General features: G+C 40.8%; 14 protein-coding genes. 9 read left to right on the forward strand and 5 right to left on the reverse strand.

The window, feature by feature from the left end:
- Window positions 1-162: 162 nt before the first annotated feature.
- Entirely contained in the window at window positions 163-609 is a 447-nt protein-coding gene (locus ACMX3D_RS22975; protein WP_482748124.1) for a hypothetical protein, read from the reverse strand.
- Window positions 610-947: 338 nt separating this feature from the next.
- Here ACMX3D_RS22975 and cruF point away from each other — a divergent pair, with 338 nt between their 5' ends.
- The 3 genes from cruF to lspA all read left to right on the forward strand — a co-directional run bounded on the left by cruF (window position 948) and on the right by lspA (window position 3,379).
- The gene (cruF, locus tag ACMX3D_RS22980; RefSeq protein WP_482748125.1) at window positions 948-1,856 is read left to right on the forward strand and encodes a gamma-carotene 1'-hydroxylase CruF; all 909 of its coding nucleotides are present in this window, start codon (window positions 948-950) and stop codon (window positions 1,854-1,856) included.
- A gap of 431 nt (window positions 1,857-2,287) precedes the next feature.
- Complete coding sequence (locus ACMX3D_RS22985) at window positions 2,288-2,842, forward strand: biotin transporter BioY (RefSeq protein ID WP_482748126.1); 555 nt, start codon at window positions 2,288-2,290, stop codon at window positions 2,840-2,842.
- 63 nt (window positions 2,843-2,905) lie between these two features.
- Entirely contained in the window at window positions 2,906-3,379 is a 474-nt protein-coding gene (gene lspA / locus ACMX3D_RS22990; RefSeq protein WP_482748127.1) for a signal peptidase II, read from the forward strand.
- 32 nt (window positions 3,380-3,411) lie between these two features.
- Here lspA and ACMX3D_RS22995 read toward each other — a convergent pair whose 3' ends face one another.
- From ACMX3D_RS22995 to ACMX3D_RS23005, 3 genes are all read right to left on the reverse strand, one after another.
- Window positions 3,412-3,693 carry a hypothetical protein gene (locus tag ACMX3D_RS22995; RefSeq protein WP_482748128.1) on the reverse strand — a complete coding sequence of 94 codons (282 nt, stop codon included), beginning with the start codon at window positions 3,691-3,693 and terminating at the stop codon, window positions 3,412-3,414.
- Between the two features lie 130 nt (window positions 3,694-3,823).
- Window positions 3,824-4,864: an ABC transporter permease gene (locus ACMX3D_RS23000; protein WP_482748129.1), complete on the reverse strand. Its 1,041-nt coding sequence runs from the start codon at window positions 4,862-4,864 to the stop codon at window positions 3,824-3,826.
- Between the two features lie 92 nt (window positions 4,865-4,956).
- The gene (locus tag ACMX3D_RS23005; RefSeq protein WP_482748130.1) at window positions 4,957-5,475 is read right to left on the reverse strand and encodes an adenine phosphoribosyltransferase; all 519 of its coding nucleotides are present in this window, start codon (window positions 5,473-5,475) and stop codon (window positions 4,957-4,959) included.
- Window positions 5,476-5,971: 496 nt separating this feature from the next.
- Here ACMX3D_RS23005 and ACMX3D_RS23010 point away from each other — a divergent pair, with 496 nt between their 5' ends.
- The 3 genes from ACMX3D_RS23010 to ACMX3D_RS23020 all read left to right on the forward strand — a co-directional run bounded on the left by ACMX3D_RS23010 (window position 5,972) and on the right by ACMX3D_RS23020 (window position 13,983).
- Window positions 5,972-6,598: a DUF3038 domain-containing protein gene (locus ACMX3D_RS23010; protein ID WP_482748131.1), complete on the forward strand. Its 627-nt coding sequence runs from the start codon at window positions 5,972-5,974 to the stop codon at window positions 6,596-6,598.
- On the forward strand, window positions 6,595-8,064 hold the full coding sequence (locus ACMX3D_RS23015; protein ID WP_482748132.1) for a DUF4335 domain-containing protein: 1,470 nt from the start codon (window positions 6,595-6,597) through the stop codon (window positions 8,062-8,064). The genes ACMX3D_RS23010 and ACMX3D_RS23015 overlap by 4 nt, the downstream gene beginning before the upstream one ends.
- 324 nt (window positions 8,065-8,388) lie before the next feature.
- Window positions 8,389-13,983, forward strand: a complete 5,595-nt coding sequence (locus ACMX3D_RS23020) for a translocation/assembly module TamB domain-containing protein (RefSeq protein ID WP_482748133.1) — start codon at window positions 8,389-8,391, stop codon at window positions 13,981-13,983.
- 216 nt (window positions 13,984-14,199) lie between these two features.
- On the opposite strand, the gene ACMX3D_RS23025 is transcribed toward ACMX3D_RS23020, so the two are convergent.
- A complete protein-coding gene (locus ACMX3D_RS23025) occupies window positions 14,200-14,820 on the reverse strand; it encodes a tetratricopeptide repeat protein (protein ID WP_482748134.1) in 621 nt (206 codons plus the stop codon).
- A 153-nt stretch (window positions 14,821-14,973) separates the two neighbouring features.
- Here ACMX3D_RS23025 and ACMX3D_RS23030 point away from each other — a divergent pair, with 153 nt between their 5' ends.
- From ACMX3D_RS23030 to ACMX3D_RS23040, 3 genes are all read left to right on the forward strand, one after another.
- Window positions 14,974-15,462, forward strand: a complete 489-nt coding sequence (locus ACMX3D_RS23030; RefSeq protein ID WP_482748135.1) for an MEKHLA domain-containing protein — start codon at window positions 14,974-14,976, stop codon at window positions 15,460-15,462.
- A 106-nt stretch (window positions 15,463-15,568) separates the two neighbouring features.
- A complete protein-coding gene (locus ACMX3D_RS23035) occupies window positions 15,569-16,288 on the forward strand; it encodes a rhomboid family intramembrane serine protease (protein ID WP_482748136.1) in 720 nt (239 codons plus the stop codon).
- A gap of 104 nt (window positions 16,289-16,392) precedes the next feature.
- The gene (locus tag ACMX3D_RS23040; protein WP_482748137.1) at window positions 16,393-17,070 is read left to right on the forward strand and encodes a rhomboid family intramembrane serine protease; all 678 of its coding nucleotides are present in this window, start codon (window positions 16,393-16,395) and stop codon (window positions 17,068-17,070) included.
- Window positions 17,071-17,184 lie beyond the last annotated feature (114 nt).

Raw genomic sequence — 17,184 nt, forward strand, 5'->3', positions numbered from 1 at the left:
AAATTCCACCCTCATTTTTAGTATGATTTTCAACACTAATTCTTTTAAGAATTACAACATATACAGCAGAATTCAGAATAAGAATAGGCTTTCTACCTAGCTGTGAGACCTCAATACTGTAATTTAATAACTTGAAAATCTGCTGTAATTTACTAAAAATATCTACCACATAGTAGTATGCTCTGCTAATTCTGTGTAAAGTACAGCACCACAAGCTATGCCTGCCAATGAAAACAAAGATGTAATCAAAAAGGCTGGCCCTGCCTTAAATCCGGCTGTATGAAAATCAATTTTTGCTAATATTGCCGCAGCAATAATTAATAAAGTATCTAAAAAGAGGCGAAACCAAGCAACCATTAGGAAAAACAAAAATGCCCCAAAAATTGCAATTAAAAAAGTTCTGGTACTTGACTCGAAAAATACACTAGAATATTTAGCCATTGCTAAAAAGGGAACAGCTAAACTTGCCAGCAAAATCAAAACACCAACTACGGATACTATCCAGAAAGGCCAAGGCATACGTGTTTCTGATAACACCCAGCCTAAGGTACTATAACTAATGAGTACTAGTAATAAAGAGGCCCAAGGAAGTTTTGTAAGAATTGACATGGGTCTGTTTTGCCATGAATTAAGTAAAAAAGTGATGTTTTCAATAAATTTTGAATGTAGCAAAGAATATATCTTACTTGTAGGAGCCTTTATGCTGGTGGGAGTAACGGCGATCGCCAGCTACAAGAAAGCTAACTTCAGTTGAGTATATTTTGACGAGAATGACTTAGACTATATGTTTATCATCCTATTTTTGCAAGACGTAATCAATAGGCTGTTCAGCGAATTCTATAAATTTACAAACAATTACGGTACAAACTAGTTAAATATTTTCGTAAACATTTGTAAACTGTTAGCAGCAGAGTAGCAAAGTATCACATCTGGATTAAGGAATTCTCATGAAACAACTTATTGTCGCTGAGCGCGTAAGCCTCATCGGTCATATTGTGTCAATGGTATTTGGGCTAGTAGGAATATTACTGGTTGTACCCAATGCCGAAGTCATTTTGCACTTGTCTGAAGTAGGACAGACTGCCATGCAGTGGAGTATGGCAGGTGGCGGTGTAGTTTATATGATTTTGGGTGCAGCAGCCGTATTATTGTATGCCTCGCGGACATTGGGTGTGGGTCGTGCTGTGGCGTTTCTGCTGCCTGCTGTATTGATTTCTTTAACAAGTGAACTGTTAGGAACAAGCACAGGCTTTCCTTTTGGTCACTACCACTATTTAAGTGGCTTGGGTTATAAAATTGCCGGGCTAGTTCCGTTTACAATTCCCTTATCTTGGTTTTATTTGGGTTGTGTGTCTTACTTGTTAGCCCGTGCAGGTTTAGAAGTGGATACAAAACCGAGCTTGTGGAGACATATTGGTGCGGTTGGCTTAGGTTCTTTGCTGCTGACATCTTGGGATTTTGTGCTTGACCCAGCGATGAGTCAAACTTCATTACCCTTTTGGTATTGGCAACAACCAGGTGCGTTCTTTGGGATGCCTTATCAAAACTTTGCAGGCTGGTTAGGTACTGGCGCAGTGTTTATGACAGTGGCAGCTTTATTGTGGAAAAACAAGCCAATTAAATTTGAGCGATCGCAACTCAACTTACCTTTAGTGGTCTATTTAAGTAACTTTGGCTTTGCTACAGTTATGAGCCTAGCTGCTGGATTTTCCATTCCTGTATTGCTTGGTTTGGTTTTAGGTGTTACTCCTGCTATTACCTTGTGGTGGAAAGCATCAGCTGCACATAATCAAGTTAACATTGAGCCAGCAACTCAAGAAGTTTCTGTAGCCAGCATCAAAGTTGCTTTGAAGTAATATAGAGTTTCTTATTTTAGTGAGGTACATATCACTAAATTCCGATGCTAAAAGCTAGGATGTACCTCATGTAATTAGAAACTGCTATAAGAGCTTTTAACAAGCAGGGGAGTATGGGGAAAATTTTTCAGTACCCAATCCCCAATTATTTATCTAAGCTATTACTAGCACCATTAATTCTCCGCCTTTCTCAGTTAATAGTAGCCAAAATAAAAACAGTAAAAAATTATCCTAAAAACCTAGGCAGTAAATTCAAGTTAAACTAGACAAGCTTGAACATTCAAATAATTAAACAATTAGTTGGTATAAAAATATTCTTAATTGCTATCTTCAACCTTGAAAAATACGTCTTTGAGCATATATTGAGCATTTGAAAGTGATTAATCGCTAAAAATACAGATATTGTGGGAACTGTTCAATTATTATGGTCTATGATTGGCTTACTCCTAACAATGGGTGGCACATTTCTGGAAGCATATAGTATCACCTGGCCTTGGAGTTGGAGTCAGTATGGAATTCAAACTTTTTCTTTAGGTGTTACCTTTCAAATTGGTGCAGTGCTACTTGTAGGTTGTTTGGGAGGGCAAAATGCTGGTGCGCTCTCGCAAATTGCGTACTTGGTGATGGGTTTAACTTTATTGCCTGTATTCTCGGAAGGTGGCGGTCTTGGTTATGTTAAATTGTCTCAGTTTGGCTATCTATTAGGTTTTATTCCTGGAGCATGGATTTGCGGATTTTTAGCTTTTCAGGCGAGACCAAAACTAGAAACTTTAGCATTTAGTTGTATTTGTGGCTTGTTAACCGTTCACTTCTGCGGTATTACTTATTTGACTATTAGTTACTTTTTGCAGTGGCAAGGCTCAGAAAACTTGTCTTTAATCCAAGCAATCCTCAGATACTCTTGGTTTGCAGTACCAGGACAATTAGCTGTAGTCTGTGCCGTTACCTCGATAGCATATATATTACGTCATTTAATGTTTTATTAGTCAATAGTCCATAGTCATCTATTGACTCTTAACTCTTGACTCTTGACCATTGACTAACACACCATGATTTTAAAAAATCGCCTGTTTTGGATTGCGGCCTTTACCGCTTTTTTCTTAGATCAACTAACCAAATACTGGGTAGTACAAACCTTTAAATTAGGAGAAACATTACCACTGATACCTGGGGTCTTTCACTTTACTTATGTAACTAACACTGGTGCGGCTTTTAGTTTGCTAAGTGGAAAAGTGGAGTGGTTGCGCTGGTTATCTTTAGGAGTAAGTTTAGTGTTGATAGCTGTGGGTTTGTTTAGCTCGGTTTTAAACCGTTGGGATCAGTTGGGTTATGGTTTAATTTTGGGTGGAGCAATGGGCAACGGTATCGATCGCTTTGTCTTAGGCTATGTGGTAGATTTTCTTGATTTTCGCTTGATTAATTTTGCTGTATTTAATATTGCAGATTCATTTATCAGTATTGGTATTGTGTGTTTGCTCATAGCTTCATTCCAAAAAACACCCACTACTAACCGCAGAAGGTGAAGTAGGTTGCAAGTATTGACTATTGACTCTACTCAACCATGCTGTAAAAACTCTACTTTAGGCAACAAAGGGTCAGTCACAATAGCTACCCCAATGAAACCCCAGCGTTTGAGCAAGCTAGTTAGTTGGCTTCCTGGAAGAGACTCGACAGCAAAGCGATTTGCCACATCTGCTGCATGAGTATTGAGATAGCTTAAAGCATCAAAGTTTTCGCGGAATAGCAATATGTAACCTGATTCTTCAGAGTTGGGACGAGCTGTCAAATAACGACCATCAGCTTTGGTACGCACTAGGTAATAAACTTCGGAAAACATACTGAAGTATAAAGTATGAAGTATGAAGTGTGAAATAGAGTAGGTGGGGTGGTCAGATCCCTGACTTATTCAAGAAGTTGGGGATCTCACAACCTGTATTGGCTATGGACTATTGACTCATAACTAATAATTAAGAGTCCAAACGAATTCGAGGATCGGCAGCCTTCAACATTAAATCTGCGAGTAAGTTACCCACGTTCAACAGCACCGCACTCATCACCAGACTCGCCATAACTAAATACTGGTCTTTAGCGATAACAGCCTGTAAGGTTAATCTACCTAAACCAGGCCAGTTAAAGAACTGTTCGGCAATGAATGCACCACCTAACAAACTTGCTAACTCAAAACCCAGCAAAGTTATTAGGGGGTTGATAGCATTGCGGAGAGCGTGAACGTAAATTACTCGATTTTCTGGTAATCCTTTGGCACGGGCTGTTTGGATATAATCTTGACGTAGAACATCCAACAGTTCGCCACGGGTGATGCGTTGCAAACCAGCAAAACTAGTGACACTCAACGCTATCGTGGGTAAAATCATGTGCCAGCCGACATCAATAATTTTACCAAACCAAGATAAATCAGCATGGTCGATGCTGGTCATCCCACCAACTGGGAATAGAGGTGATGTAAATTGGGCAAAGATTAATAAAACTAGAACTGTGATAAAACTGGGAAATCCTTGTCCGGTGTAGCTCAATACCTGTAAGATGCGGTCTGTGGCGCGATTTTGCTTAACAGCAGCGATAATGCCCAAAGGAATAGCGATCGCCCATGTCACAATTAAAGAAGCGATCGCTAATAATAAAGTTGCAGGTATTCGCTCCCACAACAGCGAAGCTACAGAACGCTGATAAACAAAACTTGTACCAAAATCTCCTTTGGTAAATATTCGCCACAACCAAAAGAAATATTGCTCAGGCCAAGACTTATCTAAGCCGAACTGTCTTCTAATTTCCTCAATTCTTTCCGGCGAAATTTTCGGATTTTGCCGTAGGGTATCTACATAATCCCCAGGAGACAATTTGATGATGAAAAATGACAGCGCTGATGCCAACAATAAGGTCAGCAACGCTTGCAATATCCGTTTCACCACGTAAATAAAAGTTTCACTCGTGATTAGCCTAATTAGCCAATCTCGACTTGTCTCCAAGGAAATTTTTGTAGCGGTCATAGTATTTAGTCAATAGTCAATGGTCAACAGTCAACGTCAACAGTCAATAGTCAATGGTCAATGTCTTTGGACTCTGGACTTTTGACCATTGACTAATATTCAATTAACGAGATAATCGGCACATCTGGCAGATGTTTGCGCCCTTGTAAATCCCGTAGCTCGATAATAAATCCAAAACCTACTAGTTCGCAGCCAATCTGTTGTACTAACTTTGCTGTCGCACTAGCTGTACCACCTGTAGCAATCAAATCGTCCACAATCAAAACTCGACTCCCTGGGTGCAAAGCGTCTTGATGCATTTCCAAGCAGTCAGTGCCATACTCTAGTTGATATTCAATTGAGTGAACAGCGGCGGGTAATTTACCTTTTTTCCGCACAGGAATAAACCCAGCCCCTAACTTATAAGCTAGAGGAGACCCAATAATAAATCCCCGCGACTCCATACCGATAACATAATCTGCTTGAAATCCAGCCTCTTTGCATCTTTCTGTAAAAAAGTCAATAGTGTAGCGTAATCCGTCTGGATCGCGCAGTAGAGTAGTAATATCTCGAAATAAAATGCCAGGCTTAGGAAAATCTGGGATGTCACGAACTAGAGATTTTAAATCCATAAACAGTTAGGGAATAGGTAAAGTATGAAGTGTGAAGTATGAAGTGTGAAATGAAGGGTTTAATTTTTCCTGTGCCGCGTTCCTTGTGAATGGGTGCTTGATTTCAGCACAAATATACTAAGGGTGAGAGACTCAAGGAGAAAATGTAGTAATTCCCACTTCAGACTTTATACTTCATACTTCAGACTTGAAAAATCGTACACTATAATGTCATACGCTGGATTTGAGGCTCTAGTATCATCATCCATTGACGATAGTGAGAATCTACACCAAGCTTAAATATGAACTGGTACTCATACTAAAGGAAGGTGAATTGCTGCTTAAAAAACTGAAATTTAAGTATACGCAAACTTTGTAGTAGAACAAGTTAAGTCATGTATACGTCAAGTATTATGGCTACTGCCACAAGTTTAATGTTATTTTTTGGCTACTTATCTTAAATTTAGTTGTACTAGTTGTATCTAGTCTGTTGGAAGCGCACAAGGTAATTTATAGAATGAATGTCTCCGCGAGCTTAACGCCGTTCAACAGTCCCGCGCCTGCGTCAACGCCAATGATTCTGGATACGTTACCAGATCCGGCGATCGCAGGACAAGGATGTCCACCCAGAACTCGGCTACAAATCGACCTCATCTTACTGGCAATTGAAGCTTTAGAACTTGGTGGTTCCGAAGCAATTTTGAGTTTTGCTGAAGAGTTAGATTTAAAAGAAATTATTAAAAATCGGGTCAATTTATGGCGGATGCGTAGCTCCAACCCCATGCGCCGAGCTAATATCCGCCGACCCTTAACCATCATAGAGGCCAAGGCGTTAGTAGTCATTGCTTGCTACATTGCGCGGCGGTTAACCGTTGTCATCCGCCAGATGCTAATGATATACCAGCAAATGAATGACAAACAGATACCTCTAGAACAAAATTTGCGTTTATCTAATTATCTAGAACGTTTTCGAGCGCATTTTAAAAGTAGAATGAATGCCCGACGTTCTGGTGTACTAGCATTAACTTCTGATGAAAAATTAGATGAGTTAGCAATTAATTTGTTAGAAAAATTACTATTTTGTACTGGTACAGCCGGAATGCAGCGGTTTTGGATTAGCCTTTTTGACGGGGAAGTGGAATGAACATTCAACGGAAGTACAGTTTGCCTAACTGTACGTTGCTTTTAGAGGGTTTAAGTGATGCTTCCAGGGCGGCACATTTGCAAGAACTCCGCCCAGAATTATCAATATTGGTAAATGTAGAATGCTATATATCTGGTTATAAGCAGCCTCTGGTTGGAGGTCGAGAATTTTTTGAAAGTTTGGTGCGGGCTGTTAGTGCTTATGGGCAAGAATTTTTAAGCAATGTGCCAAACCCGCAAGCTCATAACCAAGATTCAGAATTAGTAGAACTACAAAAAATTGACCAGAATCGTCATAGACTAATTGTTCATTCGGAAAGCAGTAGCGAAGGGTTTGAGCCAAATTCTAACCAACCTAAATCACCGATTCAAATTGATATGAATACGGTGCAGTTATTTGATTTGGTAGAAGCGGTGGATCAGTTTTTTGCTGATACCCAAACTTTGCCAGAATTATCACTAGAGTTACAACCAGTGGCTAGACGCTACGGTGGTGCAAGTGAAACTCTACTTAAGCAAGCAGTCCCAGCCAGTATTGGAGTTGCGAGTGTAGCAGTTGCAGCTGTTGCTTTTAGTTTGATTCCACCCCCTCAAGTTCGTCCACCAGAACCACAGCCAGAAACCCAGAGTAACGCTACACCCACACCCAGTAATGTTGCTACGGTAACACCGACTACAACTCCTACAACACAGACATCTCCTGTAGCCAGTGCATCGCCCATAGCTGTTACGGCTTCTAACCCAAGTCCCACAGTAGCCGCAACACCCCCAACAAAAGATTTAGAAGCACTTTTAAATACAACTTCGGAAATTACTGACCCATCCCAACTACGGGCATTAAATCGTCAAGTTTGGAATCAAATTGATCCTGCTTGGAATGAACGCTCAACAGTGAAACAAGATTTAGTTTATCGTGTAGGTGTGGCTGGTGATGGTGCGATCGTTGGTTATAAAGCCGTCAATCAAGGATCAAATGAAGGGATAGATTTAACCCCACTGCCAAAACTGCTTTACAATCCTGCTAAACGTTCTGCTATTACTAATGAACCCATTGCCCAATTTAAAGTGGTCTTTACTAACAAGGGCGTTTTAGAAGTAAGTCCTTGGCGTGGATATGCTAGTACACCCCAGGTAGTTGGTCGTAAAATTACAGACTCTAATATAGTCAAAGATTTAAATCAAAAGCTATACAACACTATTCGCCAAAATTGGAAAGGTACTCCTACCTACACCAAGAATTTGCCTTATCGAGTCGCTGTGAATAAAGAAGGTGTTATTGCTGATTATGAACCACTAAACCAAGCTGCCTTTGATTATTTTCGTGAAACACCACTACCAAATATGTTTCAAGCCATTTATGGTTCCAATGGCGCAGCGCCAAATAATCAGGAACCTTTGGCTCATTTCCAAGTAGTGTTCAATCCTAGTGGCAAACTGGAAGTAACTCCTTGGCAGGGATATCGGTAACTCAAGGATGAAGTGTGAAGTATGAAATTTCGACTCACATTTCTACTCAAGTTCTCCTATGAATTAGCTAGTAGTCGTCTTTCCCGTTAATTTTGGTGGTTAGATCCGGAGCTAACCACCAGCAGTCACTCAGAAATAATGGGACACACTATTATGAGAAAATAAATTTTTTAATTATGAAGTACGAATGAGTATCAACGGTCATCCTTCATTAGAATGAATTATTAATCTATCTAGATAGAGTTTTTTGCAGTTAGTGAAAACAACTATGTTGTTTTCGGGTAATAAATTATTTGTTACTCAATAGCAGTATTGGTAACGAAAATGACGCGCTCTCCAAATTCAGGAAATGATCAGGAGCCAACTAATCGTCGTTTATATCTCCTCCTTTTCAGTCGTACTAGTCTAGTTATTGGAATTTTTTTGCTCGCTGGAATTGCATCGGGAATTTGGTGGGCTAGAAATTATGTATATAACGATTTAGCACCTTTAGTAGAAACAAATCTTGAACAATTACTGGGGCGACCGATAAAAATAGGCAAGGTTGAAGCTTTTTCACTTTCTAGTTTGAGATTTAGCTCTCTATCGATACCAGCAACTCCTATTGATTCCGACCAACTGACAGCAAAAGCTGTTGATGTCCAGTTTTCACCTTTACAAGTTATTCTGACTCGGACACTGCCTTTAAATGTCACATTAATTCAGCCTCATGTTTTTATCCAACAGGATCAGGATGGTCGTTGGGTAACGGCTGAAGTTAAGAGTGGAGAAGGTAAAGGAGCGATTCAAACCCAGTTACAAACACTTCAGATTGTTGATGGAAATGTAGAATTATTACCAGCTTCCGCACCAACTAAACCAAAAGGTTCTGTAGTAATAGATAACTTCGCTGGTGTGGCGCGATTTTCACCAGATAACCAAAGAATTGGATATGAAATAAATGGACAGATGACCAGGGGCGGTGCGGTTAAAATTACTGGTGAAACACAACCAAAAGCACAACAAACTAATCTTCAGGTTGTAGCACAAAATTTACAAGTATCTGATGTTAGTCGCTTAATTCAGTTACCGATTGTTTTGCAAGCAGGACGCATAAATGCTGATTTAGGTGTGCAGATTCCCGCAAATGCGTCAGATATAGCAATTACGGGGACAGCTATTCCGAATCAGGTAACAGCACAAATTCAAAATATTCCGCAACGCTTTGTTAATTCTAACGGTAGATTAGTATTTCAAGGTCAGGCGATCGCTTTAGATAATCTAACCACAAACTTGGGCAAAGTTCCCATCGTTGCAAATGGCACAGTTAATACTAAAACAGGTTTTAACCTCTTAGCTCAGGTAAAACCAGTCAGTGCGAAAAACTTATTAGATACATTCAAAGTCAAATCGCCAGTCGTCGCCGCAGGAGAAATTCAAGCCAACATCAAAATACAAGGATCACTTCAGCAGCCTGTTCTCAGTGGTACAGTCAGCAACACAAAACTTATTCTAGTTGACCGTCTTCAATTCAAAGCTGTTAACACTGACTTTCGCTTGAGTGTAGCTAAAAAAGCAACTCAAGTTGCTGTCTCTAATCTCAAACTAGTCCCCTCAGCAGGTGGTGTAATTACAGGCGGTGGTCAAGCAATACTAGGTGGTCAGGTAAAATTTAACGTACAAGCCCAGGGTGTATCAGGAGATATACTGGCGCGGAGTTACGGCTTGACACCACCGATTAATGTTGGCAATGTTTCAGCCAATACTCAAATTACTGGCTTGCTTGGCAAACAGCCTTTAACACTCAACATTGCCAGCATTCAAGTGCAACCACCAGGCGGGGGGCGAATTGTCGGGAGTGGTCAAGTTCAACTGGCTCCCCAAGGTAGGGTATTTTTGAATGTTGTCGCCCAAAATTTACCAGGGGATGTTATAGCCAAAACCAACAATTCATCTAGTATCAAAGTTGGAAATGTATCTGCAAATGCTAGGGTTTCAGGCTCTGTTGGTAATCTACGGACAGTCGCGCAAGTGCAAGCGCCTAATGCTACCTATCCAACTATAGGCGCAGCGGTAATTGAGCAACAAGGACAGAATATTGTCTTACCTACGGCTGTTTTTAATGTAGCTGGTAATACAATCACCGCTAAGGGTCAGGTTGCCCAAAATCGTTGGCAAGCTTTTGTAAACACTGAACAAGTTCAGTTAAGCCGTTTTAAACAAATCCCGCCTCAATTCCAGGGAGTATTAAATAGTGCGTCGGTAAATTTGTCAGGAAGCACTAATTCTTTTCAACTTGTAACTATTCAAGCGACAGGGCAGGCAAACTTGAGTGTGGCAGGAGGTAGGGTGAATGTTAAAGATATTAGCTTGAATAATGGTCGCTGGCGAGCAGTTGCTAACGCTTCACAAGTGCAACTGAGCCGTCTTTCACCACAGATTCCACCGCAATTCCAGGGAATTGTCAATAGTGCGTCGGTGAATTTGTCGGGAAGCACGACTTCTTTTCAACCTGAAACTATTCAAGCGACAGGACAGGCAAATTTGAGTGTCGCAGGAGGTAGCGTTAACATCAGGAATGCTAACTTGAATGCTGGTCGCTGGCAAGCAGTTGCTAATGCATCGCAAGTTCAACTTAGCCGTTTTTCACCACAACTGCGAGGACGGCTTAATGGTAACGTACAGGTGGCAGGTACTACCGCATCTTTTGCGCTTGCAGATATTCGTGCTGCGGGACAAATTCGTGCTAATCAAGGCATAGCGCAGTTAGCACAACCGCTTACAGCCCAGTTTCGGTGGAATGGACAGCAAATTATCGTACCACGTGCGACCACTCCAGGCATTACTGCTAGTGGTGCGATCGCTGTACAATTACCAGAAACAGGCACACCAAAAATTGCTGGCTTTAATTTCAATGTCCTCGCTCAGAATTTCAACCTTAATAATACTGGTGTGCAAGTTCCGGGAGACATCGCCCTATCAGGCTTTCTTGATTTTAATGGGCAAGTTTCAGGTACTCCAGAGGTTCCGCAAGCTACAGGTAATGTTCGGCTACGGAATTTCAATGTGAGTAATTTGGCATTTGACCCATTGTTAACTGGTAATGTGAATTTTCAAGGTGGACAAGGGGGAAGTCTGCGACTTGCAGGTACACAAGATAGGATAGCGCTTAACCTGAATGCAAATTATCGTCCAACTTCATTTTTAGTTAAACGTGATCAGGCTGTCACTACAGGGAGAACTGAGGGAGATAACTTAATCATCAATGCTCAACAGTTTCCGATCGCTTTGGTTGGTGGCTTTTTACCTAACAATAACTTGAAACCTTTGGGTGGGCAACTATCGGGAAATTTAGTCGTTAATCTTAATAATTATGCCTTAACTGGAGATGTGGCGATCGCTCAACCACGTGTTGCTAGAGTTTCAGCCGACGAATTTCGCGGTAATTTTAGTTATGCCGATGGAACTGCAAACTTAAATAACGGTTTATTGCAAATCGGAGATGGCAGCATAGCCCTCAGTGGCAGTGTGCAAACCAGAAATGACCCTAAATTTCAACTCCAAGCTAATTTAGTGCAAACGAGAATTGAAGAACTTTTACAAGCCTTTAATATCTCCGACTTTCAAGATTTAACCACAGGAATAGAATCGCCAACAACAGCAGGCGCAGAAGCACTCAACACTACAGCTGTGAGGTTGCCCAATGCAGACTTGCAAACACAGCTAGAATATTTCTCCAAAATTGCCACAGCAGTAGAACAACAACAGCAGGAAGAGAAAAAACAAGCACCACCTTTGCCTAGTCTTGCAGAATTAACAGGTGCTTTGAATGGTGGACTTACAGCCAGTGGCTCTTTAAGGTCTGGGTTGAATGTCGGCTTTAATTTTCAAGGTGATAATTGGCAATGGGGTGAATACTCTATAAATCAGGTTATTGCTCAAGGTAATTTTGCTGATGGTGTCGTCACTCTGTCACCCTTGAGTGCGGAAATCAATCAAGGACGGGTAGCTTTTTCAGGACAGTTAGGAACCGAACAACTTTCTGGACAGTTGAATGTAGCCAGTCTACCTTTATCATTGTTTCAGCCCTTTATAGAGAAATATCCTATAGATGTCACAGGTCAAGTTAATGCTGTCGCCAATTTGCAAGGCAGTTTACAAGACCCCAGAGTTAATGGCGAAGTATCACTGGCGAATGCAACTCTCAACAACCAACCTGTGCAAAGGGGACAGGTGAAATTTGCCTACGATAATGCTCGCGTGAATTTTGATAGTTCATTACTGTTGACAGGAACACAACCCATCGCTGTTACAGGTAGCATACCTGCACCCTTACCTTTTGTCGCAGTCAAACCAGATAATAATCAAATCAGCGTCAACGCTAATGTGAGTAACGAAGGTTTGACATTGTTAAATCTGCTGACTAACAATCAAGTTTCGTGGGTAGACGGACAAGGACAAGTGGCTGTCAACATTGGCGGTACATTAAACCAGCCAATTATCAATGGAACTGCCACATTTAACAATGCTACTATCGGCGCTCAAGCTTTATCAGAACCTTTAACTAATGTGACAGGGACAGCACAATTTAATGGTAATGCAGTAAATGTGGCAGGTATCCAAGGCAATTACAATCAAGGTTTAGTAACTGCATCAGGAATTCTGCCAATTTTTACACCTCAGTCCGGTAACAGCAATCCTTTGACAGTATCAATAGAAAAACAATTAGATTTTCAAGTTCCAGGATTATATGAAGGTGGTGTTAGCGGTAATGCTGTGATTCGAGGAACAGCACTCAAACCTCGAATTGGTGGTGAAATTGCACTGAGTGATGGACAAGTCACTATTGGAAACACCAAAACTGCTAACTCACAACCAGCAACGACAGAAAGTAATAACATTAATATTAGTGCTGTAACTACACCAGCAGCCAACCCCAACGCTACAACAGAGCCAGCTAACATTAATACTGTAAATAACACTACAACTACAATAGAGCCTACTCACACTAACGCTGCAAATGCCACAACTAGACCCAATTTACCTGTAGAGTTTGCTGATTTACGCTTGACTTTGGGTGATGATGTGAAAGTGACAAGTCAGCCTTTACTGAGCTTTGTACCGGGCGTAGGAGGGTTTAGTCAACCGATACTCAGCTTTAACGCCAAAGGTGACTTAACAATTAATGGGACTTTAGCTAAGCCTTTACCGGAAGGGGTGATTCGTTTAACCGGAGGACGAGTCAGTTTATTTTCCACCGAGTTCACCTTAGAACGTGGCTACGAACAAACAGCAACGTTTACCCCCAGCCAAGGACTTGATCCTACCTTAGATGTTCGACTGTTGGCGATCGTACCTGAGACATCGGCAACAAGTAATCGCATTTTAGAATCACCTTCGTCTGCTGAAATCAGCGACGTTTCTGTGAACAATTTTGGCAGATTACGTACCGTTCGCGTGCAAGCAAGGGCCACAGGAAAAGCAAGTGAATTGAACGAGAATTTAGAACTGACAAGTCAACCTCGCCGCAGTCGCGGAGAAATTGTCGCATTGCTAGGTGGTTCAATTCTCAATAACTTTGCTCAAACAGGCGATGTCACACAGGGATTAACTAATTTAGCTGGCACTACTATTTTAGGTAGTTTGCAAGGAACTATTACTGCGATCGGACAAGCTGTCGGTTTTAGTGAATTTCGCATCTTTCCCACTCCGATTACTGATCAAACAGCAAGACGCTCATCAGTTCTTGATTTGTCAGCAGAGGGCGTATTCAACGTTAATCGAGATTTTTCTGTTTCTTTATCACGGCCTTTATTTAGCAGCGATGCATCTTTCCGTTACAACGTCCTCTATCGGCTCAATGATGAAATTCTGGTGCGTGGTGCAACTGATTTAGGTAGTGAAAATCTACTTTTATTTGAGTATGAAACTCGATTTTAATAGCTCAAGTACTGCATAAGTTAGTTAAGCGATCGCCTTCATCACCAAGGATATCTCATTCATAAAGAACATGAAGACGTTCGTCATAAACCTTACGAAGTTTGTTATGAACGACACCTCATTCATAGAGAACCTTAAGGCGTTTGTGACTAACCTTACAAAGTTTGTTATGAATGGGGAAGCGATCGCCAGTAAAATATCTGTAAATTCACTAAACTACAGCCAATTGCGCAATTTTTTATGTACCTGCGCCAAGAACCACATATAATCATCAATCTGATATTTATCAGCAGCCTTAACTATGTAATTTTGAGCTAGTTGAAGATTGCTTTCAGATTCATAATACAATCCTAGATAAAGATGACTATAAAACTTACCCCGAAGTCCTTCTGATTGCCCAACATTTAAAACTTCATCATGTGTACAATTTCCAGCAAATAAATCATATATAAATCGCAGTACACGTCTAGGGTCATTCTTGACTGTTAATAGAGAATTACGTGCTACTTCTACACCTTGCAAACGAGCTATACAAAGATAACGCCACACAGTTTCTTCTACGTCATTAGCATTCACCGTTAAATCAATTTCAAACTGTTGAGCGCCTTCCGCAAATCTTTCAGCATAATAATAAGATAAGCCTCGTTGCCAAAGGTATGGTTTAATCCTAACGTCTAGTTTTTCTGCTGTATCAAAATCTTGAATAGATTCATCAATTTTGGCTAACTGAAATTTAACCATACCTCGCCGAACATACGCCTTAGCATTATTTGGTTGATTGTGAATTACATCGTCCCACTGTTGCAGCTGATTTTCTAAGGAATTGGTAAAAAACATGAATTGGCTCAACTAATTTGCATTAATTTGCATCATTTCAGCCTCAGTGAGTGATCGTCAATCCTTTTTGCTTTTGAAGGTGAGTAAGAAAGTCTCAAACTTTGATATACTAAACTCTAAATATTTTATTTTCGCTTTTTTATGAGCAGTGCGATGGCTTCGCCAACGCCAAAGGCGAACGCATTTCCTTGGCAACAAGAAGTTATCATTCACCACAGCCAACACATACTCAAGAGTTTTCAGCATTGGACAGGACGTTCTTTGCTGGATGTGAGTGGTTCCCCAAAAGAAATTGCACAGACGCTATTTGAAGCACCTTTTGTTTTAGTTTCTCACGGCATAGAAGCAGATCCGATATTTAACTATGCTAATCGTCAAGCTTTAGCACAATGGGAGTTGACTTGGGAAGAATTTACCCAAACACCTTCTCGAAAAACTGCTGAAGAAGTAGCACAAGCAGAACGCGAGCGTTTATTGTCTGAAGCAGCAACTAAAGGCTTTTGCTATTTTTCAGGTGTGCGAATTACCAACACAGGTAAACGTTTTCAAATTCAAGACGGTATTCTTTGGAATCTTCTAGATGAGCAACATCAATATTGTGGTCAAGCAGCAGTGTACTCCAAATGTACATTTATTACATAACTTTGGTTTCAAAGACAGAGACTAATATCCTGCCAAGAGGTAGAAGAAATTACAGGCAATATTCAGTAATTTGATGCTAGTGTTTTAAAAATCAGGAAAAACGCTCGTGGTTCCCCTTAGAGATAATAATCCTACACAAATTACACCTTATGTAACTTACGGTTTAATAGCCGTTAATGTTTTGGCATTTATATACGAAAGTAGTCTGCCACCGCAAGCATTAGATGGCTTTTTACACCTTGCGGCCGTAGTTCCACGCGAATTAACCTTAAGCTTTGCTGGTGTTTCTGTGCATCAACCTGTACCAGAGTGGGCAACTTTAATTACATCACAATTTTTGCATGGTGGCTTATTGCATTTAGCTGGCAATATGCTGTTTCTGTGGATATTTGGTAACAACGTTGAAGATAAGTTAGGTCATGCCAAATATTTGCTGTTTTATTTAGCTTGCGGTGTTTTAGCGTCTTTAACCCAGTGGTATTTCTCCCAAAATTCTAACATTCCGTCTTTGGGGGCTAGTGGTGCGATCGCTGGAGTTATGGGTGCATATATTCTCCGCTTCCCCAAAGCCGAAATTCTTGGTGTTGTACCTTTAGGAATTTTCTTCCCAACTTTCCGCGTTCCCGCCTATTTCTTTTTAGGATTTTGGTTTTTACAACAATCTTTTTATGGACTTGCCAGTTTAGAAACACCTACTAATATTGGCATGGAAAGCGGCGGTATCGCTTACTGGGCGCACGCAGGCGGTTTCATCTTTGGAGCCATTCTCGGCCCACTGTTAGGTTTGTTTAGCGACAAATCTCTCGAAGAATCATGGTACAGCTAAGTGCTATCAAACATGATTGATTTCACAGGTGTAATTACCTAAATTTTTCAACTGCCAGCCACACAAGCTATATTGCAGTTAATTGATAATTAGGAAAAACACCTGTGTTTCCACTCTATGACGAAAATCCGACGCGAATCACACCGTATTTCACGTACGGTTTGATTGGCATGAACGTTTTAGTTTTTCTTCATGAAGTGAGTTTGTCTAATGCCCAACTGAATCTATTTTTCAGAGAGTATGCTGTAGTACCCCAAGAATTAACTTACAACTTTGCTAGTGAGTGGATAACTTTAATTACATCGCAGTTTCTGCACGGCGGTTGGTGGCACTTGATATCGAATATGGTATTTCTTTGGGTCTTTGGCAACAATATCGAAGACCGTTTGGGTCATTTCAAATATTTAATTTTTTATTTGACGTGTGGTGCTTTAGCAGCTTTGTGCCAGTGGGCAATTGGAATCAATTCTCCGATTCCTTCCTTGGGCGCTAGTGGAGCAATTTCTGGAGTTTTGGGTGCATATCTCATCCGTTTCCCTCATGCCAGAATTACAACCTTAGTATTCTTAGGTTTTTTTGTAACCACAATCAGCGTTCCTGCACTGGTAGTAATTGGTCTTTTCTTTGTGCAGAATGTGGTATCTGGTCTAGCCAGCCTCCAAGCAGCTGCTAACATGAGTGTCCAAACAGGGGGAGTTGCTTACTGGGCGCATATCGGGGGCTTTGTTTTCGGAGTTATGCTTGCGCCGTTGTTTGGGTTATTTAAGCGCGACTATGAATAAAGTGCTGAGTGCTGAGTTTCAGGGGAGCGATATGAGGGTTTTTGTTTCTTACACCCTCATATCGCTCTCCTGATTCAATACTTTTCGGATAAGGAATTCACTCGTGTTCGCGTA

This window comes from Anabaena sp. TISTR 8404, assembly GCF_056847745.1.

Bases quoted from the DNA above. Each gene is read 5' to 3' on its own strand.
- cruF (WP_482748125.1), top strand. From the start codon at position 948: ATGAAACAACTTATTGTCGCTGAGCGCGTAAGCCTCATCGGTCATATT.
- ACMX3D_RS23015 (WP_482748132.1), top strand. From the start codon at position 6,595: ATGAACATTCAACGGAAGTACAGTTTGCCTAACTGTACGTTGCTTTTA.
- ACMX3D_RS23020 (WP_482748133.1), top strand. From the start codon at position 8,389: ATGACGCGCTCTCCAAATTCAGGAAATGATCAGGAGCCAACTAATCGT.
- ACMX3D_RS22985 (WP_482748126.1), top strand. From the start codon at position 2,288: ATGATTGGCTTACTCCTAACAATGGGTGGCACATTTCTGGAAGCATAT.
- ACMX3D_RS23010 (WP_482748131.1), top strand. From the start codon at position 5,972: ATGAATGTCTCCGCGAGCTTAACGCCGTTCAACAGTCCCGCGCCTGCG.
- ACMX3D_RS23025 (WP_482748134.1), bottom strand. From the start codon at position 14,820: ATGTTTTTTACCAATTCCTTAGAAAATCAGCTGCAACAGTGGGACGAT.
- ACMX3D_RS23030 (WP_482748135.1), top strand. From the start codon at position 14,974: ATGGCTTCGCCAACGCCAAAGGCGAACGCATTTCCTTGGCAACAAGAA.
- ACMX3D_RS22975 (WP_482748124.1), bottom strand. From the start codon at position 609: ATGTCAATTCTTACAAAACTTCCTTGGGCCTCTTTATTACTAGTACTC.
- ACMX3D_RS23005 (WP_482748130.1), bottom strand. From the start codon at position 5,475: ATGGATTTAAAATCTCTAGTTCGTGACATCCCAGATTTTCCTAAGCCT.
- ACMX3D_RS22995 (WP_482748128.1), bottom strand. From the start codon at position 3,693: ATGTTTTCCGAAGTTTATTACCTAGTGCGTACCAAAGCTGATGGTCGT.
- ACMX3D_RS23000 (WP_482748129.1), bottom strand. From the start codon at position 4,864: ATGACCGCTACAAAAATTTCCTTGGAGACAAGTCGAGATTGGCTAATT.
- lspA (WP_482748127.1), top strand. From the start codon at position 2,906: ATGATTTTAAAAAATCGCCTGTTTTGGATTGCGGCCTTTACCGCTTTT.